The following is a 20,079-nucleotide window of genomic DNA, read 5'->3' as shown; positions in this document are numbered from 1 at the left end:
GCGTACACCACGGCTTCTGACACTGTTCTGCTATGGGACAGGGAGCTACGGCGGCGGTTCGGGCTGTTCGGCTGGGGAGAGCTTTGGGTGCGGAACCCTTGGCGGTGAGCGGGGTCGTGCTGCTGCTGCCGGGGGGTGAGGAGGCGTCGGGACGCAGGCCGTCGCCGCTCGCCGCGGGGCCCGTACGCGTGCTGGGGCGTCATCTCGCGCGCGAGGGGCGCGCCGAGGGACTGGCCGCGCATGTCGTGCACTACCGCTGCCGGGGCTGGAACGGCTCGGAAGCGCATCTCGCGCATGACGCGACCTGGGCGGCGGACGAGGTGGTACGGCGCTACGGGGACGTTCCGGTCTGTCTCGCCGGGGTCGACATGGGCGGTCGCGCGGCGCTGCGCGCGGGGGGCCATCCCGCGGTCAACTCGGTGCTGGCGGTGGCGCCCTGGCTGCCCGAGGAGGACGTGGCCGCGTCGCCCGAACCGGTGAAGCAGCTCGCGGGGCGGCGGGTGATGATCGTGCACGGCACGAACGACGAGCGTACGGACCCGGAGTTGTCGTTCCGGCTCGCGGCGCGGGCGAAGAAGAGCAACCGGGACATCTGCCGGTTCGAGGTGCACTCGGACGGGCACGGGCTGCATCAGTACCGTACCGAAGTCCTCGCCCTGGCCGCCGACTTCGTCCTCGGCACCCTCTTCGGCCGCGGCTTCGCGCGCCCGGTCGCGGACGCCCTGGCGGCCCCGCCGCCGCTGGGTCTGCGGATGCCGCTGGCGTCGGGCTTCGGGCAGTCCCTGCGGCACCACTGAGGCCCCCGTCCACGTGTGTGGGTCGCCGCTCAGTCCGGGAGGAGGCGGCCCCTGCGGGACAGCAGGAACTTCTTGAAGGCCGCCACGGGTGGGGTGTCGGGGTGGCCGTCGAGCCAGGCGACGCCGATCTCGCGTACCGCGCGCGGGGCGGTGACCGTCAGCTCCACGACGCCCGGTCGCGACACGGCGGGCGGCGGCAGCAGGGCCACGCCCAGGCCCGCCGCGACCAGCCCGCGCAGCGTCTCGATCTCCTCGCCCTCGAAGGCGATCCGCGGCCGGAACCCGGCCTGCTCGCACAGGTCGTCGGTGATGCGCCGCAGCCCGTAGCCGGGTTCGAGGGTCACGAAGACCTCGTCGGCGGCCTCCGCGAGGCGCACCCGGCGACGCCCGGCGAGCCGGTGGTCGTCGGGCACCACGAGGCGCAGCCGCTGCTCGTCCAGGCGGCGCGCGACGAGGTCGGGGGCGTCCGGTACGGGGGCGGTGAGGCAGAGGTCCAGTTCGCCCGCGCGGAGGCGTTCGAGCATGGCTTCGCCGTGGTTCTGGACCAGGCTGAAGCGCACGCGCGGGTGGTCGGCGCGGAAGCCGCGGATCAGGGCGGGGACGGTCTCGGAGCCCATGGTGTGCAGGAAGCCGAAGGCGACCTTGCCGGCCGCCGGGTCGGCGTCGGCCCGTACCTCGTCGGCGGCGCGCGCGACCTCGGCAAGCGCCCGCTCCACCGAGGTGAGGAAGGTCCGGCCCGCCGGGGTGAGCGCCAGCGTGCGCCCTCTGCGCGCGAACAGGTCGACGCCCAGGTCCCGTTCGAGACGCACCATCGCGCGCGAGAGCGTCGACTGCGGCACCCGCAGCTCGTGTGCCGCGCGCGTGACGTGTTCGGTACGGGCCACTCCCGCGAAGTACGCGAGACGAGGGGCAAGCAGCGTGACGATGTCTTCTGTGTCACTGGACGGTGACAGCCGCCGCTCTGACCTCTCCTCATGCACCATGGGAACGATTATGGCCGTTCCATGCATTGGACGCATGAAAAGGGCAGTCGTACGTTCGAGGCATGCCTGCTGCCAGTACCAAGGCGTCCCCGCGCGTGGACGCCGTCCTTGCAACTCCTTCCGCCACCTCGCCCACCTCACCCACCTCGTCCCCCGACGACCGGCTCGCGCCCGGCGACTCCCGCTACCGGCGGATGAGCTTCGCCCTCTTCCTCGCCGGAGTCGCGACCTTCGCGCTGCTCTACTCGACGCAGGCCCTCCTCCCGCTGATCTCCGCCGGCTTCGGGGTGAGCGCGAGCGAGGCGAGCTGGACGGTGTCCGCGGCGACCGGCGCGCTGGCGCTGTGCGTACTGCCGATGAGCGCCCTGTCGGAGCGGTACGGGCGGCGGACCCTGATGACGGCCTCGCTGACCGTCGCGGTCCTGGTGGGGCTCCTGGTGCCGTTCGCGCCGTCGATCGGCGCCCTGGTGGCGCTGCGGGCCGTGCAGGGCGCCGCGCTCGCCGGGCTGCCCGCGTCGGCGATGGCGTATCTCGCGGAGGAGGTGCGGCCCAAGGCGCTGGTGGCCGCGATCGGCCTGTTCGTGGCGGGCAACAGCATCGGCGGGATGAGCGGCCGGGTCGTCACCGGCTGGGTCGCGCAGGAGTGGGGCTGGCGGGTCGCGCTCGGCGCGGTGGGGCTGATCGCGGTGGCGTGCGCGGTGGCCTTCCGCGCGCTGGTCCCCGCGCCCCGGCACTTCACCCCGGGCACCCTCAACCCGGCGGCGCTGGCCCGCACGGTACGCGGCCACCTCGGCAACCCGCTGCTGCGCCGCCTGTACGCGATCGGGGCGCTGTTCATGACGGTGTTCGGTGCCGTCTACACCGTGATCGGCTACCGCCTCACCGACGCCCCCTTCTCGCTGCCGCAGGGCATCGTCGGCTCGATCTTCCTGGTCTACCTCGTCGGTACGGTCTCGTCGGCCGCCGCGGGCCGGTTGGTGGCCCGGCTCGGCAGGCGCGGCGCGCTGTATCTGGCGGGCGGCACGACGACGGCCGGTCTGCTGGTCTCCCTCTCCCCCTCGCTGCCGCTGGTCCTGCTCGGCCTGGTGCTGATCACGGCGGGCTTCTTCGCCGGTCACGCGGTCGCGTCCTCGTCCGTCAGCCACACGGCCACGCGCGGGCGCGCGCAGGCGTCGGCGCTGTACCAGTCCGCGTACTACGTGGGCTCCAGCGCGGGTTCCACGCTGGGCGCGGTGGCGTTCCACTCGGGCGGCTGGGCGGGGACGGTGGGGCTGGGGCTGCTGGCGGTGGCGGGGGTGGTGACGATCACGGTGTTCGGGACGCGGGCGGCGCGGCGTACGGGGGCGGGGACGAGGGCGGGCTCGGGGTCGGCTTCGGCTTCGGCTTCGGCTTCGGCGTAGCACGGGGAGGTACGTGCGCCCCGGTGGCTGCCCGCCTCTGACCAGGGGCTTTGTCGACTCCGGGGGCCGTTGTCAGTGGGCTGCTGTAGCTTCCGAAGTGCTGGCGCCGCAAAGGGGCGACGGACACGCCACAGGGGTGGGTTGGCTATGAGTGACAGCACGACCGCGACGACGGACCTCGACATCCGGCTGGAGAAGCACCGGGTGGAGCTGACCGGGTACTGCTACCGCATGCTCGGTTCCTCCTTCGAGGCCGAGGACGCGGTGCAGGACACGATGGTGCGGGCCTGGCGCAGCTATGACCGGTTCGAGGGGCGCTCGTCCCTGCGGTCGTGGCTGTACCGCATCGCGACGAACGTATGCCTGGACATGTTGAACGCGGGGAACCGAAGAGCCCGCCCCATGGACCTCACGGCGTCCACACCACTGGCGCAGGCGGCGCTCAACCCGCGCCCGGACAACACCTGGTTGGAACCGGCGCCGGACGCGCGCGTACTGCCCACGGTCACGGATCCGGCGGAGGCCGCGGTGGCGAAGGAATCGGTGCGGCTGGCGTTCGTCGCGGCCCTTCAACAACTGCCGCCCAAGCAGCGGGCGGTGCTGATCCTGCGCGAGGTCCTGGCGTGGAAGGCGAGCGAGGCCGCCGAACTCCTCGACACGACGGTCGCTTCGGTGAACAGCGCCTTGCAGCGGGCCCGCGCGACCCTCGCCGAGACGGGCGGGACGTCAGTCGACTCGGCGACGGCGGACCCGCTGGACGAGGAGCAGCAGAAGCTTCTGGAGCGCTATGTGAAGGCGTTCGAGGGCTATGACATGACGGCGCTGACCGCGCTGCTGCACGAGGACGCGGTGATGACCATGCCGCCGTTCGACCTGTGGCTGCGTGGCCCCGAGGACATCACCGGTTTCATGGCGACCCTGGGCGCCGCGTGCGCGGGCTCCCGCCTGGTGCCGGTGGCGGCGAACGGTACGCCGGCGTTCGCCCAGTTCAAGCCGGACCCCGAGACGGGCGGCTATGTGCCGTGGGCGATCCAGGTCATCGAGCTGTCATCCGAGGGGCGGATCACCGGGTTCCACTGCTTCCTCGACACCGCCAAGTTCTTCCCGCTCTTCGGGCAGCCGCTCCACTTGGAGCCCTAGGAGCCCTAGTCCGACGAGTTGGAGCAGCTCCCGCAGCCGTGGGTCCGGATCGCGGATCATGATCCGGCCCCCGGCGCGGCGGGCGGCCAGTTCCAGCCGGGCGAGGAGGTCGACGGCGGCGAGGCCGGGGGCGGTGAGGGCACTGGCGTCGCAAACGACGACACCGCCCCCGGTGGACTCAAGCTGTGCCCGTACGTCGTCGCACAGCCCGGCGACCTCCTCGCGGCAGGCGGCACCGGGGAGGACCAGGGCGGGGGGTGTCATGGCGTCCACGTCCGGTAGACGGCTCGGCGGCGCGTAATTCATCGGGCCGCCGCATGGGCGTGCGCCAAATCCGCGTGGGCTGGATCACCTTGAGCGGGGGTCACGCTGAGCGGGGGTCACGCTGACGCGGGATCACGTTGACCGGGGAGCCGTGTTCCCGCGAGGGTTCGTTGTATGCCCCACGAACCCGGTAGCGCCACCCGTGTCCCGCCCCGAATACCCGTACTCGTGCCCGTGCTCGTGCCCGAGGCCCGGTGATGGGCGGGGTTCTCACCGGGTTCGCGGTGATCGCGGTCGTCATCGCCGTCGGGTATGTCATAGAGCGCCGGGGCTATCTGGGCGAAGGCGGCCGTGAGGTCCTGACGAAGCTCGCCTTCCATGTGGCCTCACCGGCCCTGCTGTTCACGATCCTCGCGCAGGCCGACCTGTCCGTGATCATGTCCGGGCGGCTGCTGGTGACGGCGATCAGTACGGCGGTGGCGGCGGCGGTGTTCATCGCGGTCGGCGTGAGCTGCCGGTGGGGAGTGGGCCGTACGACGATCGGGGCGCTGTGCTCCAGCTACGTCAACGCGGGCAATCTGGGGATTCCCATCGCGGTGTACGTCCTCGGCGACGCGTCGCTCGTCGCGCCCGTACTGCTCTTCCAACTGATCGTGGTGACGCCGACCGCGCTGACCGTGCTCGACCTGTCCGGGGACGGCGGACAGGGACCGTTGTGGCGGCGGCTGGCGGCGCCGCTGCGGAATCCGATAGCGGTGGGTTCGCTGTGCGGGGTGGGGGTGGCGGCGGCCGGCTGGACGGTACCGGGAGCGGTACTGGATCCGCTGACGCTGATCGGGAACATGTCGGTACCGGCGGTGCTGCTGGCGTTCGGCATGTCCCTGTCCGGCAGCGCGGTGCCCCTGCGGGGGGCTGAGCGGGGAGGCGTACTGCTGGCGGTCGCACTGAAGGGGATCGGTCAGCCGAGTGTCGCGTGGGTGCTGGGGGTGTGGGTGTTCGGGCTGCGAGGTTCGGCGCTGCTGGACGTGGTGGTGACGTCGGCGCTACCGGCGGCGCAGAACCTCTTCACGTACGCGTCCCGATATGGCGTGGCGGAACGCTTCGCCCGGGAGGCGATCTTGGTTTCTACGGTGCTTTCGGTGCCGGTGCTGGTTGTTGTGGCGGCCGTGTTGGGGTGAATGTCCGGTGCCGGGGCTGAACTCGCGAAAGTCGGGGGCGGGTCCGCCTTTGGTGGGAGAGTCGGAGCAGTACGCCGATATGCCGTTCTGTTGGTGGTCGTCCAGGAGAGGACCCTGCCCATGAATCAAGTGGCTTTTTCCGGCGTGGTGTTGGGGGGTACAGCGGGTGTGTACGCCGTGCTTGCCGTGCTGTGGCGGATCCGTGACCGGGCCGACCGTGCTGCGGCTGCCCACTTGGACGCGGTGGAGATAGATCCGTACCACGCGGTGGCGACAGCGGGCTCCCCGGACGATGCCGACCGGGCCGCCGCGGCCGAACTGCTGCTGGCGGGCCTGATACAGGTCGCCCCGGAAGGGGAGTTGTCGATCGCCGAAGGAGAAGGCCGGGGCCTGCTCGGCAGTACACCGCACCCTGTCCCGGCCGCGCTGCTGACCACCCTCCGGCGCCGCGCGGAGCCGATCACGTTGCGTCTCCTTCGCTGGGACAGCGCGCACGGGAAGTCACGCGACGCGTTCCTGCGCGCGGAGGACGCGAAGGTCCCGCGCTGGTCCGCCCGTACGAAGGACGCGCTGGGAGACTCGGCGGTCTGCGCCGCCCTCCTGCTCGCTCTCTGGTTCGCCGTCCAACTCGTGTTCCTCAGGGACTTCACCGCGTCCGGTGCCGGGGATGTCATCGCCGCCGTCCTCCTGTGCCTCCTGGTGTGGCTCATGCTCGCCGTGCCGCTCGGCTGGGCGGCACTTCGGTGGTGGCCCGGCCGGCACGACTATTTCCGTGACCACTGCCGACAACTGCCGCCGCACCCGGCCGAACCCACGCTCGCCCCCACGGACGCCGAACGGTTGGAGCGCAGCGCCAGGGCTCCGCGGTCGGAGAGGGAGGTCGAGGGGAGGTGGGTGGACAGCGGGGGTGCGTTCTGACGTGTGTCACGAGGGGTGAGGGTGTCGCCGGTGAAGTCCAGGGCCCGGCCGGGGCGGGTCAGAAGGTGATGAGGCGGCTGGTGAAGCAGGCGTCGCTTCCCGTATGTCCTCCGGGACCTTCTGCCCGATGGCGAATCCGAGCTTCGGATACTCGATGACCCGCTGGAGGTCGGCGACGAGCATGTCCAGTACGAGTTTGTCGTCGCCGATGGACTTGACGTAATCGTCCAGCTCCATGGGTTCCGATGTGCACAGGACCTCGACGTCGGGCCACAGCTTGCGGGCGGTCGCGTACGACCGTCTCTCCATGTAGGGCTTGGAGACGAGCAGGACGGTGGTCGGGTGGATGCCGGCGGCGGTGAGTGCCTGGCGGGAGAGGGTGATGTTCTGGCCGGTGTTGCCCGCGTTCGGTTCCAGCAGGATGGCGTGGGCGGGGACGCCGAGGGTGAGGGCGTGCTCGCGGAAGTGGACGGCTTCGCCGCGCGGGAAGACCTGGGCGGTGGCGGGCCGGAGCTGGTGGTGCATCTGGTGGTAGTCCCAGATCAGCGCGGCCCGGTGCCACTGTTCCTCGGTGATGGCCCGCTGGTTGTCGCTCACGCGTGTTCTCCCTACGTCCGCGTAGCGCCGTTACCGGCGGTTGCCGGAGACCATGGGCAGTGCGCCGACGGTTTCTCGCGTTCTAGACCAGCTCCGCTACGTCGTGAGCCATGCTCGCCGCCCATGGGGGCCCGTGCGTGCGGATGGTCGTGAGTGTCGACGTCAGCCGTGCCCTGCTTCGTGCCGACGACACGGTATCGAGGCGGGAAGGAAGGTCTACGAGCAGCGCCTCCGCGTCCCGCCAGGCCCCCGCGCCTGCGAGCGCCGTCAGCTCCGACACCGTGAAGTACAGGCCCCCGCGGCCTCCGGACGTAGCCGCTCGGGCATCCCTGATGAAGGGGACGGCCGCCGCGTGGTCCCCCAGCGACATCAGCACCTCCCCCTGGTGACCGATGACTTCGGCCTCCGTCACCCACCACGCCCACGCGGGGTCGCGCGCCGTCACAGAGTCCTGCAACGCGCCGCGCGCCCGCTTCACGGCCTCCACGCTCCGGGCCCGGTCACCCGCCTGAGCCAGCGCGCGAGCGAGCCGCACCCGGGCGAGGAGAGCGACACGGGGCGGGAGGTTCGGTACGTCCAGCATCTCGTCGGCGGTACGCATCGCCGAACCGGGGCGTTCCCGGTGGACGTCCTGCATGGCGAGCATGTCCAATGCGAACCAGTCACGCGGACGGTCACCCGCCTGCCTGGCCAGGACGTGGGACGCGGTGAACGCCTGCCGTGCGTCCGCCTGGCGGTCGGCGTCGAACGAGATCCACCCGGCCACCTCCGCCAACTCCGCCACGGCCGAGAGATATCCGGGACCCGGATCCATGGCCCGGTCCACCTTCGCCTGCTCGGCACGCCAGACCTGAAGAGCCGCATCGGCGACGCGGGAACCCCCGTACCGATTGTCGTGATCCAGGAAGTAGGCGACGGTCGACCTGATGTACTCCGGGCCTTCCAGCGGGGTCGGGTGCGAGGGGGCGGGGCGGATGACGGACGCCGGGAAATGCTCGGCCACGGCTGCCACGAGCGCTTCCGACGGCCGCTGTCGGCCGGACATCACGCGGGACAGATAGGAGTGGTCGTACTTCAGCACGCGTGCGGCCTGCCGGACAGACATCCCGCGCTCGTGCAGTGAGGTTCTCAGCCGTGCCCCGAACTGCCCCTCGTCCATGGCCTCCAGGGTAGTAGTCACCACGCAGTCACCACCCGGTCACCACGCGTTCCGTGGTTCCCGTGGAACGGTCTACCTGCACACAGTCCCGCAGCCCCACCTCCCGGCGGGCTGCGACTTCGCGCGGAGGCATCCGGATGAGAACGACTACGAACTCACCCCTACTCGGCAACTCAGCTACTCAGGGGGACGGTTGTAAGTGTCGAGGGTCGCCTTGGACGTCGACGTGTCCATCAGCCGCAGCTCCCACGGTCCGGTGTTCACGTCGAATTCCTTGCCGAAGCCGACCCATTTGCCGGCCATCCGGCGCCCGGTCGGTTCCGCGAGGAGTTGTATGGCGCCGAAGTAGCGGGCGCCCCGGTAGTAGCCGACGGCCGCCGTCTGCTCCGTCCAGGTGCCGGTGACCGTGGTGCCCTCCGTCTGGAGGTCAAGGGTCAGTGGGCTGTCGGCGTTCAGCGAGGCGTTGGGGAGGCTGCGGCCGGTGATGCGGTTGCCGTGCTGGAGCAGTACGACGTAGTGCTTGCCGGTGAAGACCTGGTTGCCCCGGCCGCTGGAGACGTATTCATAGGTGCTCAGCCAGATGCCCGAGTAGTTTCCCCGGGGCAGCGGCTGCGGGCTGGGGGTCGCCGGGGCTCCGGCTGCGGCCGGGGCTCCTGTGGGGGAGTCCTGGAGGTCGTGCCCGCCGCGCCCGTCCTCGGAGATCCGGGCGAGCGTCGGCGCGGGGAAGCCCAGGGACTCGATGGGCAGGCCGGTGACGACTTCCAGGGCGCGGGCGTACACGGGACGCGGTCCCGCTGTCGTACCCGACTCCCACCGCTGGACCAGCCGCTTGGACGCGTCATTGGGGGCACCGGCCCGGTGTCCGGCCTCACGGATGGCACGGGCGAACTCGTCTTGGGACATGAGCAGGCCCATGCGGACCGCTCGCAGGGTTCCGTTCGGTGTGGGCATGTCATCAACGGTAGACACTCTCCCCCAGTAATGACACCTAAATGACGCCCTCCATGGCGCCACAATGACGCCCCGTCCCGGGGCGTGGCCGACTGCGAAGGAGCTGACGTGCTGCACCGCACACCCGCCCAGGACCCGACCGACGTGGATGCCCCGCCCCTGCTGACCGACCGGCTCGCCGCGTGGGTGCGGGATCAACCCCCGAGTGAGCGGGTGGCCATGGCCGCGCTGATCAAGGAGGACACGTTACTGGCGCGCGAGTGGGTGCGGCGGCTCCTGGTCGCCGAGCGCGACGATGGTGCGGTCTCGTGCGACTGGTTGGCGTTCGAGGCCCGGTACGCGCGGGCGCCGGGGTTGACGGAGGCGGACAAGGCGTTCCTCGCTCTGATCGTCGCCATTCGATTCCCCCGCACTGTCCCTTTGTGCCACGTCCAGTTGCTGGACGACCGGCGCCTCGGGATTGTGCTGCGCGCCATGGCCGAACTGGCCGGGTCCGACACGATCGCCGTCGGGACACGAGTATGACCAGGAGCCCGCACGCGAACGCCCGAAGCCGGGGCGAGTCCCTGTGACCATCGCGACCCGCCGCGTCTTCCGATACGTCCGGTGGACGTTACGACCCGACCGCGACGACGACGCCCCGCCGCACACGTACGCCTTCCGCTGCCTCACCCTCACCGACGACGACAGCGAGTGCGACGCCAAGTCCCCGGCGAGTACCGACCCCACCGAACCCCTGACCTGGACGTTCGCCCACCTCCGTGACCACCCCGAGCACACCAGCTACGCCGAAGTCATCGAGCGGCCCTGGGTGATGTGGCGCGACGGACCCGCTTGAACAGCCTGCGAAACCGGGCGCGGACGAGCCACCCTCCTCTCTCCCCCAAGGACCAGCCATGCGTCAATGCCAAGCCACAGCCGTTGTCCCGCCAGAGCGTCTCCTCTTCGCCATCCTCGCCGGGCAAGGGCGTGTCCTCAGCAGCGAACTGGAATACGCCACAGCCCGCGCCCGCTGCGAACTCCCCCTCCACCACCCCGGCCAACACGCCGACCACGTGTGGGACTGGAACCACCAACCCACCCACGCCCTCTGGGCCCGCTGGACCACCGGCGGAACAACCCGGTTCGAATCCCTCCCCTGGTGCGAAACCCCCGGCGGCCCCGACGCCGACGCCTGCACCCTCTACCGCGACCACCCCCACCCCCACTCCTGGACCCTCACCGACGACCCCCGAAGCGAAGCCGCGTGACGGGGGCGCCGTCTCTCTCGTTCAACGGTCGCCGATCGACCGCTGAACGAAAGGAACCGAGATGAGCTGGAACGAAGAAGAGGACAACCTCACTTACATCGTGGTCGTCAATCACGAGGAGCAGTACAGCCTCTGGCCGGCGGACAAGGAAGTCCCGCTCGGCTGGCGCGCCGAGGGCAAGACCGGGTCCAAGGCCGAATGCCTGGCGCACATCAATGAAGTGTGGACGGATATGCGGCCGTTGAGCCTGCGCCGCGCGATGGGGCAGGCCGGCTAGGGCTTCACCCGCCGATCCCCACCCCCAGCCTGACGGCCGTCCGCCCCTGCACCCTTGCTCAGGTGGGCGGCCCAGCCATCTGCACTACAGTTGGCCGACCATGCCCAAAGTCCCTGAACTTCCCGAACTTCTCGGCATCAACCATCTGACCCTCGCCACCACCGACCTCGACCAACTCGTCACGTACTACACCGAGTTGCTCGGCGCGGCCCTCGCGTTCGAGCGGGCCGCTACCGCCTCCGATCCTCGGATCGCGGTCCTCGATGTCGGCGGGGACGACCACCTGATGGTCGTCGAAACCGCTGCCGCCCCCACCACCGATCTCGACCCGCTGGGACGAGCGGGATGGGGGCTGCGCGTCCGGTCCTACGCGCAACTGTCTGAGGTCCGGGAACTCATCCTTCGTGCCGGGCGGCCCGTCGGGGAGATCGAGACACTGCCCACGCAGTGGACGATGACGGCTCGCGATCCCGATGGACGCCCTGTGGACGTCCGCGCCCATCGCCCCCGCCCCGCAACCGGCTGACGTCAACCCCGGCTCAAGCGATCCGCTCCAGGACGATGTCCCGGGGGCGGACCTCCGGTGTGCCCGCCGGTTCGATGTCGTACGCCGTCGTCAGAGACTCCAACGCGTACGCGAACTTCTCCGGGGTGTCCGTGTGGAGGGTGAGCAGGGGCTCGCCCTCCACCACCGTCTCCCCCGGCTTCGCGTGGAGTTCGATTCCCGCTCCCGCCTGCACCGGGTCCTCCTTGCGGGCCCGGCCCGCGCCGAGTCGCCACGCCGCCACACCCACCCCGTACGCGTCAAGCCGCGTCAGCACACCCGACGCCGGGGCCGTCACCACGTGCCGCTCCCGCGCCACCGGCAACTCCGCGTCCGGGTCGCCCCCCTGCGCCGCGATCATGCGCCGCCAGACATCCATCGCGGAACCGTCCGCGAGGGCCTTCGCCGGGTCCGCGTCCGGCAGACCCGCCGCGTCCAGCATCTCGCGTGCCAGGGCGAGCGTGAGTTCCACGACGTCCGCCGGGCCGCCACCCGCCAACACCTCCACCGATTCCCGTACTTCGAGCGCGTTGCCCGCCGTCAGACCCAGGGGCGTCGACATGTCGGTGAGCAGGGCGACCGTACGGACGCCGCTGTCGGTGCCCAACCCGACCATCGTGGAGGCGAGTTCGCGGGCGTCCTCGATCGTCTTCATGAAGGCACCGGTGCCGACCTTGACGTCCAGGACCAGGGACCCCGTACCCTCGGCGATCTTCTTCGACATGATGGACGACGCGATCAGCGGGATCGCCTCGACCGTGCCGGTGACATCGCGCAGCGCGTACAGCTTCTTGTCGGCCGGTGCCAGGCCGTCGCCCGCCGCGCAGATCACCGAGCCGACGCCGTCCAGTACCGACAGCATCTCCTCGTTGGAGAGCAGGGCGCGCCAGCCGGGGATGGACTCCAGCTTGTCGAGGGTGCCTCCGGTGTGACCGAGGCCCCGGCCGGAGAGCTGCGGTACGGCGGCGCCGCACGCGGCGACCAGCGGGGCGAGCGGCAGCGTGATCTTGTCGCCGACACCGCCCGTGGAGTGCTTGTCGGCGGTCGGCCGACGCAGTGACGAGAAGTCCATGCGCTCGCCGGACGCGATCATCGCCGCCGTCCAGCGGGCGATCTCGCGCCGGTTCATGCCGTTCAGGAGGATCGCCATGGCCAGCGCGGACATCTGCTCGTCGGCGACCGTGCCGCGCGTGTAGGCGTCGATGACCCAGTCGATCTGCTCGTCGCTCAGCTCACCGCGGTCCCGCTTGGTGCGGATGACGGAGATGACGTCCATGGCATGTCCTTCAGGAAATTGGTACGGGTGATACAGGTGATATGGGTGACATACCGTCACCTCAGATGGTCGGGCCCGAACGCCTGCGGCAGCATCTCCGCCAGCGGCACCAGCCCCTCCGGGGTCTCAAGAACCAACTCCGGCCCCCCGAACTCGTACAGCAATTGGCGGCAGCGTCCGCACGGGACCAGGATCTCGCCCCGGCCGTCCACGCAGGTGAAGTGGGTCAGCCGGCCGCCGCCGGTGTTCAGGAGCTGGGAGACGAGGCCGCACTCGGCGCACAGCCCGAGGCCGTACGAGGCGTTCTCTACGTTGCAGCCGGTGACCGTGCGGCCGTCGTCGACGAGGGCCGCGGCGCCGACCGGATACCCCGAGTAGGGGGCGTAGGCCCGGGACATCGCGTCCCGGGCCGCCGCCCGCAGGGAGTCCCAGTCGACGGCCGCGGAGCCCTCGCCGGACGTCATGTGGCCTGCCCCTTGGAGGTCATTTGCCCTGTCCCTTCCTGTACCGCATGCCGTCCGCCTTCGGCATCCGCAGTCGCTGGGCGGAGAGTGAGAGGACGAGCAGCGTGACGACGTACGGGGTCGCGCCGACGAAGTCGCCGGGCACCGTGTCCGTCAAGAGGTACCAGACCAGGACGACCGCGGCGACGACCGCGCTGATGGCGGCCTGCCACTTGGCCTTGCGGTAGAGCTTCCAGGCGGCGAGTACCGCGAGGAGGACGACGAGCAGGAGGAGCAGGGCGTGCACGGTCTCGCCGCCGTTGCGCAGTTGGAGCGCGTCGGAGAAGCCGAAGAGGCCCGCGCCCATGGCGAGTCCGCCGGGCCGCCAGTTGCCGAAGATCATCGCGGCGAGGCCGATGTAGCCGCGCCCGCCGGTCTGACCCTCCAGGTAGATGTGCGAGGTGACCAGGGCGAGGAAGGCGCCGCCGAGGCCGGCGAGGCCGCCGGAGATGGCGACGGCCGCGTACTTGTGCGAGTAGACGTTGACGCCGAGGGATTCGGCGGCGATCGGGTTCTCGCCGCAGGAGCGCAGCCGCAGGCCGAAGGGCGTACGCCACAGGATCCAGCCGCTGGCTATGAAGAGGAGCACGGCGAGGATCGTGACGAGGGAGACGTTCGTGACCAGGCCGCCGAGGATGCCCGCGAGGTCCGAGACCAGGAACCAGTGGTGCTGTTCGACGGAGTGCAGCGCGTCGGACAGGCCGGGCACGGTGATGTCGCCGAGGGATTCGGCGGGCGGGGACTGCTTGGGGTTGCCGCCCTTGGTGGCGGCGTCGCCGCCGGCGAAGAACAGCTTGGCGAGGTACTGCGTGGCGCCGAGCGCGAGGAGGTTGATCGCGACACCGGAGACGATGTGGTCGACGCCGAAGGTGACGGTGACGACGGCGTGCACCAGGCCGCCGAGCACGCCGAAGGCGATCCCGCACAGCAGGCCGAGCCAGGGGCTGGTCTGCCAGCCGATCCAGCCGGCGCCGAAGGTGCCGAGGATCATCATGCCTTCGAGGCCGATGTTGACGACGCCGGCCCGCTCGGACCACAGGCCCGCGAGCCCGGCGAGGCCGATGGGGACGGCGAGGCCGAGCGCGGCGCCGATCTGCCCGGCCGAGGTGAGCTGGTCGGCGCCGGTGATGACGCGGACGGCGGAGATGAGGACGAGGGCGCCCGCGACGAGGAGCAGGATCCGCGAGAGGGTCCAGCGGGAGCCCTTGGCGGAGCGGTCCGCCTTGGGCGCCGCGGGCGGCGGCGTGTCGGTCATCGTGGCAGTCATCACGCCACCTCCTGCTTCTCGGTACGGGCGGCGGCCTGGGCGGCGAGTTCCGCGCCGACCCGCTGCTGCTGACGCTTGATGCCGTAGCGGCGCACGACCTCGTAGGCGATGACGACGCACAGGACGATGACGCCCTGGATCACGCCGAGGATCTCCTTGTCGTACCCCTGGAACTCCAGGTGGTTGGTGGTGCGCTCCAGGAAGCCCCAGAGGAGGGCGCCCAGGGCGATGCCGATCGGGTTGTTGCGGCCGAGCAGCGCGATGGCGATTCCGGTGAAGCCGAGGCCGACCGGGAAGCTGTTGTCGTACTGGTGGCTGTCGTTGAGCAGGGTCGGCATACCGACCAGACCGGCCACCGCACCGGAGATGATCATGCTGGTGGCGACCATCTTCTTGACGCTGACACCGCTGGCCGACGCGACGGACTCGGACTGGCCGACGGTCCGCAGGTCGAAGCCGAAGCGGGTGCGGCCGAGGATGAACCAGTACGCGACGCCGACCAGGACGGCGATCACGATGAAGCCCCAGACCTGCCCGGCGGCCCCGGTGTCGATGCTGAAGAAGTGCGAGGACTGCGGCAGCGGTGTGGTGGAGACGAGGGTGCCCGCCTCGTCCAGTTGGCCGAGCTGTTCGGGCTGGAGGAGGTAGCCGATCACGGCGGTCGCGATCGAGTTGAGCATGATCGTCGCGATGACCTCGCTGACCCCTCGGGTCACCTTGAGGATGCCCGCGATGGCCGCCCAGAGGGCGCCGACGAGCATCGCGCAGAGGATCATCAGCGGGATGGCGAGCCAGCCGGGCGCGGTCAGCGCGCCGCCGAGCACGGCGGCGACGAACGCGGCGAGCCGGTACTGCCCGTCCACACCGATGTTGAAGAGGTTCATCCGGAAGCCGATGGCGACGGCGACACCCGCGAGGTAGTACGTGGTCGCCTTGTTCAGGATGTAGATCTGGCTGTCGCTGGCGGAGCCGTAGCTGATCATGTCGCTGAACGCGGCGAACGGGTCCTTGCCGGTGGCGAGGATGACCAGGGTGGTGATGACCAGGGCGGCGAGGATCGCCAGGAGGGGGGCCGCGATCCCGAGGAGCAGCCGCTCCTTGTCGAACCGGGCGGTCAGCTTCTTCATCGGGCGTCGTCCTCCGACTCGGGGCCGTCCGACGGGGAACCGTCCGCGGGTGCCTCGGTGTGTTCCAGGTGGCCGGTGACCGCGCCGGTCATCGCGGAGCCCAACTCCTCGGGCGTGATGGTGGCGGGGTCGGCGTCGGCGACGAGCCGGCCGCGGTACATGACACGCAGGGTGTCGGAGAGGCCGATCAGTTCGTCCAGGTCGGCCGAGATCAGCAGGACGGCCAGGCCGTCGCGGCGGGCCTCGCGGATCTGGTCCCAGATCTGGGCCTGCGCGCCGACGTCGACACCCCGGGTGGGGTGGGCGGCGATGAGCAGCTTCGGCGTGTGGCTCATCTCGCGGCCGACGATCAGCTTCTGCTGGTTGCCGCCGGACAGCGATGCGGCGGTGACGTCGATACCGGGGGTGCGGACGTCGTAGGCGGCGATGATCCGCTCGGTGTCGGCGCGGGCGCCCTTGATGTCGAGGAGCGGGCCGCGGGAGTTGGGGCGCTCGGTGACATGGCCGAGGACGCGGTTCTCCCAGAGCGGGGCTTCGAGGAGCAGGCCGTGGCGGTGGCGGTCCTCGGGTATGTAGCCGATGCCCTGTTCGCGGCGGCGCCGGGTCGGCGCGTGGGATATGTCCGCGTCGCCGAGGGTGATGACACCGCTGTCGGGGTCGCGGATGCCCATGACGGCCTCGACCAGTTCGGACTGGCCGTTGCCCTCGACACCGGCGATGCCGAGTACTTCACCTCGGTGGATGGTGAAGGTGACGTCGTCCAGGATGACGCGCTCGACGCCGTCGAGGTCGGTCTGCGTGAGGCGCAGCGCGGCCACGTCGAGCATCGGGGTGTCCGTGACGGTGGACTCCTCGGTCTCCGGCGAGGGCAGTTCGCTGCCGACCATCAGCTCGGCGAGCTGCTTGGTCGTGGTGTGCTTCGGGTCGGCGGTGCCGACGGTGGTGCCGCGCCGGATGACGGTGATCTCGTCGGCGACGGACAGCACCTCGCCCAGCTTGTGCGAGATGAAGATGACGGTCAGACCCTCGGACTTCAGCTCCCGCAGGTTGTCGAAGAGCGCGTCGACCTCCTGCGGTACGAGGACGGCCGTGGGCTCGTCGAGGATGAGGGTGTGGGCGCCCCGGTAGAGGACCTTGAGGATCTCCACGCGCTGCCGGTCGGCGACACCGAGTTCCTCCAGGAGGACGTCGGGGCGCGCGTTCAGGCCGTACGCGTCGGAGAGTTCCTTGATCTTCTTACGGGCGCCCGCGCCGATGCCGTACAGCTTCTCGGCGCCCAGGACCACGTTCTCCAGGACGGTGAGGTTGTCGGCGAGCATGAAGTGCTGGTGCACCATGCCGATGCCGCGCGCGATGGCGTCGGCGGGGGTGTTGAAAGTGACCTGTGCGCCGTCGACCGTGATCGTGCCCTCGTCCGGCTTCTGCATGCCGTAGAGGATCTTCATGAGGGTGGACTTGCCGGCACCGTTCTCCCCGCAGAGGGCGTGCACGGTGCCCTTGCGGACGGTGATGTCGATGTCGCGGTTGGCGACGACACCGGGGAACCGCTTGGTGATGCCGCGCAGTTCGACTGCGGGCGGCGGCGGTGAGGGACTGGACGCGTTGATGGCGCACTCTCCTCGGGGGAAAGGGGCAGGCGTGGGGAGGGCGGGCGTACGGGGACCGGCGTCCGTGCAGGTGGACGGGGTGTCGGCGACGCTAGCGCGGCAACTCCGCGCTACACGCGTAGAGTTGACACATTGTTATGGCTCGGCGAGAAGGAGCGCTCGCGCTCCCCCTCGCCGAGCCGTGGTCGAACGGGCCGGCCCCGCTGAGCGACCGGCCCCGACCCTCAGATCACGGAGTCGTCTTGACCTTGATCTGGCCGTCGATGATCTTCTGCTTCGCCTCGTCCAGCTTGGCCTGGATGTCCTTGAGGAAGTCACCGCTCGGGGAGAGCGAGACACCGTCCTCGGCGAGGGAGTAGGTGTTGGTGCCGGTGATCGGCTTGCCGTCCTTGACGGACTTGATCAGCTCGTAGACGCCGATGTCGACGTTCTTGACGACCGAGGTGAGGATCGAGTCCTTGTACTTCGCGAGACCCGGGATGGCGTACTGGTCCGAGTCCACGCCGATCGCCCACGCGCCCTTGACGCCGCTGACGGCCTCGATGGCGCCGCCGCCGGAGGAGCCGGCCGCCGTGTAGACCACGTCAGCGCCCTTGTCGAGCATGCCCTGTGCGGCTTCCTTGCCCTTGTCGGGGCTGGCGAAGCCGGAGAGGTCGGTGCCGTGGCTCAGGTACTGGACGTCGACCTTGACCTTCGGGTTGGTCTCCTCGACGCCCTGGACGAAGCCCGCCTCGAACTTCTTGATCAGCGGGATGTCGACACCGCCTATGAAGCCGACGTGGTCCTTCTTGGTCTTCAGCGCCGTGGCGACACCGGCGAGGTAGGAACCCTGCTCCTCGGTGAAGGTGATGCTGTCGACGTTCTTGGCGTCCACGACCGAGTCGACGATGCCGAAGGAGGTCTTGGGGTACTTGGCGGCGACGGCCGTCATGGCCTTCGCGTAGGAGAAGCCGACACCCACGACGGGGTTGTAGCCGGCGGCGGCGAGGTCCGTGAGGCGCTGCTCGCGGTCGGCCTCGGTGTCGCCGTTCTTCGCGGTCAGCTCCTTCAGCTCACCGCCGAACTCCTTCTTGGCCTTGTCGGCGCCGCGCGCGGCGGAGTCGTTGAAGGAGTGGTCACCACGGCCGCCGACGTCGAAGGCGAGACCGATCTTGGTGCCCTTGTCCCCGGAGTCCGAGCCGGAGTTCTTGTCATCGGACGTGCTACCGCAGGCGGTGGCGGAAAGTGCGAGCGCTGCGGTGGCGATACACGCAGCTGAGATCTTGGCTACCCGGCGCAAGGGAGGCTCCTTCAACCTGACCTGAGCGCCACGGCGGCGCTGGTTTCGCCGCATCGTAACGCGCGTAGATGTCAGATAAAGACCCCTTGCGAAGCCGTTACCGTATCGACGCGAACGGTCCTTGAACAGCTGGCGCGGGTCCGGTGACAGGCAGGATGCCGGTGGCTGGTTACGACCGGATGACGCCGCCGGTCAGGGTGGCCGGCGGCGCTTCTCGGCATACCTTTCGTCCCCGTTTTCGTCCCCGTTCTCAGGCCCGGTCGGCGTCGAGCAGGGCCGCCGCCGTGAACAGTTCCACGCCGACCGTGATGGCGTGCTCGTCGGCGTCGAAATCGCCCTGGTGGAGGTCGCGGACGGTGCGCTCGCCGGGGGTGCGGACGCCGAGCCGGGCCATCGCGCCCGGCACCTGCTCCAGATACCAGGAGAAGTCCTCGCCGCCGAGGCTCTGCTCGGTGTCCTCGATGGAGTGGGCGCCGAGGCGGGCCGTCATGGCGTCGCGGAGGAGTTCGGTGACGGCCGCGTCATTGACGACGGGCGGGACGCCCCGGATGTAGTTGATCTCGGTCTTGGCGCGGTAGAGGCCCGCGATCTCGTCGATCGCCGCGTGCACCAGGTCGGGCGCCTGCCGCCAGGCGTCCAGGTCGAGGCAGCGGACGGTGCCGGACATCTCGGCGTGCTGCGGGATCACATTGCACGCGTGCCCGGCCTCGATACGGCCCCAGGTCACCGCGAGCCCGGAGCGGGCGTCGACCCGGCGGGCGACGAGCGCGGGGACCTCGGTGGCGACCTTGGCGGCGGCCGTGACCAGGTCGGTCGTCAGATGCGGCCGTGCGGTGTGGCCGCCGGGGCCGTCGAGGGAGAGTTCGAGGCGGTCGCAGGCGGAGGTGATGGGCCCGTGCCGCAGGCCGATGCGCCCGGCGTCCACGCGCGGGTCGCAGTGCACTCCGATGATCCGGCCCACCCCTTCGAGCACCCCGCACTCGATCGCGTCGGGCGCCCCACCGGGCAGGACCTCCTCGGCGGGCTGGAAGATCAGCCGCACCGGGTGCGGCAGCGCGCCCTCGCGGTCCAGCTCGGCGAGGACGAGGCCCGCGCCGAGGACGACGGTGGTGTGCACGTCGTGGCCGCAGGCGTGCGCGCGGTCGGGCACGGTCGAGCGGTAGGCGCAGCCGGTCTTGGTGTCCGGGATGGGGAGCGCGTCGATGTCGGCGCGCAGCGCGAGCATGGGGCGTACGCCGTCCCGCTCGCCGATGTCGCAGATGAGTCCGGTGCCCAGCCCCAGCACCCGGGGGCGCAGTCCGGCCGCCTCCAGGCGGGCCTTGAGCGCGGCGGTGGTGCGGAACTCCTGATTGCCCAGCTCCGGGTGCATGTGCATGTCGCGGCGGAACGCGATCAGCTCTCCACGCAGCGCGTCCGGCAGAGTGCCGGGGAGCGCGCCGGTCAGCGGGGCGGGCAGCTCACCGGCCCGGGGAGATTCCCCGGAGTGGCCGGTGTCGGACTCGGACGCGGCGGACATCAGTTGGTTCACCCTTTGAAGGGTAAAGCGACAGGGGGGTCAACTG

At 70.3% G+C, this 20,079-nt stretch carries 22 protein-coding genes; 10 read left to right on the top strand and 12 right to left on the bottom strand.

What is annotated here, in order from left to right; genetic code table 11:
- Positions 1 to 32 precede the first annotated feature (32 nt).
- A complete protein-coding gene (locus ACIQNU_RS11665; RefSeq protein WP_401364480.1) occupies positions 33 to 797 on the top strand; it encodes an alpha/beta hydrolase in 765 nt (254 codons plus the stop codon).
- 29 nt (positions 798 to 826) lie between these two features.
- Here ACIQNU_RS11665 and ACIQNU_RS11660 read toward each other — a convergent pair whose 3' ends face one another.
- Complete coding sequence (locus tag ACIQNU_RS11660) at positions 827 to 1,780, bottom strand: LysR family transcriptional regulator (RefSeq protein ID WP_401364478.1); 954 nt, start codon at positions 1,778 to 1,780, stop codon at positions 827 to 829.
- Between the two features lie 62 nt (positions 1,781 to 1,842).
- Here ACIQNU_RS11660 and ACIQNU_RS11655 point away from each other — a divergent pair, with 62 nt between their 5' ends.
- Positions 1,843 to 3,180, top strand: a complete 1,338-nt coding sequence (locus ACIQNU_RS11655) for an MFS transporter (protein ID WP_401364475.1) — start codon at positions 1,843 to 1,845, stop codon at positions 3,178 to 3,180.
- A gap of 147 nt (positions 3,181 to 3,327) precedes the next feature.
- On the top strand, positions 3,328 to 4,320 hold the full coding sequence (locus tag ACIQNU_RS11650) for a sigma-70 family RNA polymerase sigma factor (protein ID WP_401364472.1): 993 nt from the start codon (positions 3,328 to 3,330) through the stop codon (positions 4,318 to 4,320).
- Here the strand turns inward: ACIQNU_RS11650 and ACIQNU_RS11645 are convergent.
- Positions 4,228 to 4,584: an STAS domain-containing protein gene (locus tag ACIQNU_RS11645; RefSeq protein ID WP_401364469.1), complete on the bottom strand. Its 357-nt coding sequence runs from the start codon at positions 4,582 to 4,584 to the stop codon at positions 4,228 to 4,230. The two genes, ACIQNU_RS11650 and ACIQNU_RS11645, sit on opposite strands and share 93 nt — an antisense overlap.
- 257 nt (positions 4,585 to 4,841) lie before the next feature.
- On the opposite strand from ACIQNU_RS11645, the gene ACIQNU_RS11640 reads away from it, so the two are divergent.
- Both ACIQNU_RS11640 and ACIQNU_RS11635 read left to right on the top strand, forming a co-directional pair.
- Positions 4,842 to 5,762, top strand: a complete 921-nt coding sequence (locus tag ACIQNU_RS11640; protein ID WP_401364466.1) for an AEC family transporter — start codon at positions 4,842 to 4,844, stop codon at positions 5,760 to 5,762.
- Positions 5,763 to 5,930: 168 nt separating this feature from the next.
- Entirely contained in the window at positions 5,931 to 6,680 is a 750-nt protein-coding gene (locus ACIQNU_RS11635) for a hypothetical protein (protein WP_401364463.1), read from the top strand.
- Between the two features lie 6 nt (positions 6,681 to 6,686).
- On the opposite strand, the gene ACIQNU_RS11630 is transcribed toward ACIQNU_RS11635, so the two are convergent.
- The 3 genes from ACIQNU_RS11630 to ACIQNU_RS11620 all read right to left on the bottom strand — a co-directional run bounded on the left by ACIQNU_RS11630 (position 6,687) and on the right by ACIQNU_RS11620 (position 9,387).
- Positions 6,687 to 7,277 carry a YdcF family protein gene (locus ACIQNU_RS11630; RefSeq protein ID WP_401364460.1) on the bottom strand — a complete coding sequence of 197 codons (591 nt, stop codon included), beginning with the start codon at positions 7,275 to 7,277 and terminating at the stop codon, positions 6,687 to 6,689.
- An 82-nt stretch (positions 7,278 to 7,359) separates the two neighbouring features.
- Positions 7,360 to 8,460, bottom strand: a complete 1,101-nt coding sequence (locus tag ACIQNU_RS11625; protein ID WP_401364458.1) for a helix-turn-helix domain-containing protein — start codon at positions 8,458 to 8,460, stop codon at positions 7,360 to 7,362.
- Positions 8,461 to 8,613: 153 nt separating this feature from the next.
- Positions 8,614 to 9,387 carry a helix-turn-helix domain-containing protein gene (locus ACIQNU_RS11620; RefSeq protein ID WP_401364455.1) on the bottom strand — a complete coding sequence of 258 codons (774 nt, stop codon included), beginning with the start codon at positions 9,385 to 9,387 and terminating at the stop codon, positions 8,614 to 8,616.
- 108 nt (positions 9,388 to 9,495) lie between these two features.
- Here ACIQNU_RS11620 and ACIQNU_RS11615 point away from each other — a divergent pair, with 108 nt between their 5' ends.
- From ACIQNU_RS11615 to ACIQNU_RS11595, 5 genes are all read left to right on the top strand, one after another.
- Positions 9,496 to 9,912, top strand: coding sequence for a hypothetical protein (locus ACIQNU_RS11615; RefSeq protein WP_401364452.1), 417 nt, complete (start codon positions 9,496 to 9,498; stop codon positions 9,910 to 9,912).
- Between the two features lie 43 nt (positions 9,913 to 9,955).
- Complete coding sequence (locus tag ACIQNU_RS11610; protein WP_401364449.1) at positions 9,956 to 10,225, top strand: hypothetical protein; 270 nt, start codon at positions 9,956 to 9,958, stop codon at positions 10,223 to 10,225.
- A gap of 58 nt (positions 10,226 to 10,283) precedes the next feature.
- Positions 10,284 to 10,637 carry a hypothetical protein gene (locus ACIQNU_RS11605; protein WP_401364447.1) on the top strand — a complete coding sequence of 118 codons (354 nt, stop codon included), beginning with the start codon at positions 10,284 to 10,286 and terminating at the stop codon, positions 10,635 to 10,637.
- A gap of 61 nt (positions 10,638 to 10,698) precedes the next feature.
- A complete protein-coding gene (locus ACIQNU_RS11600; RefSeq protein ID WP_401364444.1) occupies positions 10,699 to 10,914 on the top strand; it encodes an MbtH family protein in 216 nt (71 codons plus the stop codon).
- Between the two features lie 100 nt (positions 10,915 to 11,014).
- Positions 11,015 to 11,440, top strand: coding sequence for a VOC family protein (locus ACIQNU_RS11595; RefSeq protein ID WP_401364441.1), 426 nt, complete (start codon positions 11,015 to 11,017; stop codon positions 11,438 to 11,440).
- A gap of 13 nt (positions 11,441 to 11,453) precedes the next feature.
- Here the strand turns inward: ACIQNU_RS11595 and ACIQNU_RS11590 are convergent, their stop codons facing one another.
- The 7 genes from ACIQNU_RS11590 to ACIQNU_RS11560 form a co-directional block, all read right to left on the bottom strand.
- Positions 11,454 to 12,734, bottom strand: coding sequence for a thymidine phosphorylase (locus ACIQNU_RS11590; RefSeq protein WP_401364439.1), 1,281 nt, complete (start codon positions 12,732 to 12,734; stop codon positions 11,454 to 11,456).
- Positions 12,735 to 12,790: 56 nt separating this feature from the next.
- Positions 12,791 to 13,198, bottom strand: coding sequence for a cytidine deaminase (locus ACIQNU_RS11585; RefSeq protein ID WP_401364436.1), 408 nt, complete (start codon positions 13,196 to 13,198; stop codon positions 12,791 to 12,793).
- Positions 13,199 to 13,217: 19 nt separating this feature from the next.
- Positions 13,218 to 14,504: an ABC transporter permease gene (locus ACIQNU_RS11580; RefSeq protein WP_401364433.1), complete on the bottom strand. Its 1,287-nt coding sequence runs from the start codon at positions 14,502 to 14,504 to the stop codon at positions 13,218 to 13,220.
- Entirely contained in the window at positions 14,504 to 15,631 is a 1,128-nt protein-coding gene (locus ACIQNU_RS11575; RefSeq protein ID WP_401364430.1) for an ABC transporter permease, read from the bottom strand. Before ACIQNU_RS11575 ends, ACIQNU_RS11580 begins: the two co-directional genes overlap by 1 nt.
- A complete protein-coding gene (locus tag ACIQNU_RS11570; RefSeq protein ID WP_401365596.1) occupies positions 15,628 to 17,238 on the bottom strand; it encodes an ABC transporter ATP-binding protein in 1,611 nt (536 codons plus the stop codon). The genes ACIQNU_RS11575 and ACIQNU_RS11570 overlap by 4 nt, the downstream gene beginning before the upstream one ends.
- A 229-nt stretch (positions 17,239 to 17,467) precedes the next feature.
- A complete protein-coding gene (locus tag ACIQNU_RS11565) occupies positions 17,468 to 18,517 on the bottom strand; it encodes a BMP family protein (protein ID WP_401364427.1) in 1,050 nt (349 codons plus the stop codon).
- Positions 18,518 to 18,767: 250 nt separating this feature from the next.
- The gene (locus ACIQNU_RS11560; protein WP_401364424.1) at positions 18,768 to 20,045 is read right to left on the bottom strand and encodes an amidohydrolase; all 1,278 of its coding nucleotides are present in this window, start codon (positions 20,043 to 20,045) and stop codon (positions 18,768 to 18,770) included.
- Positions 20,046 to 20,079: the final 34 nt, after the last annotated feature.

The sequence above is a fragment of the Streptomyces sp. NPDC091292 genome (assembly GCF_044757265.1).
Lineage (GTDB): Bacteria > Actinomycetota > Actinomycetes > Streptomycetales > Streptomycetaceae > Streptomyces.
This window is presented reverse-complemented; position numbering and strand designations above follow the sequence as displayed.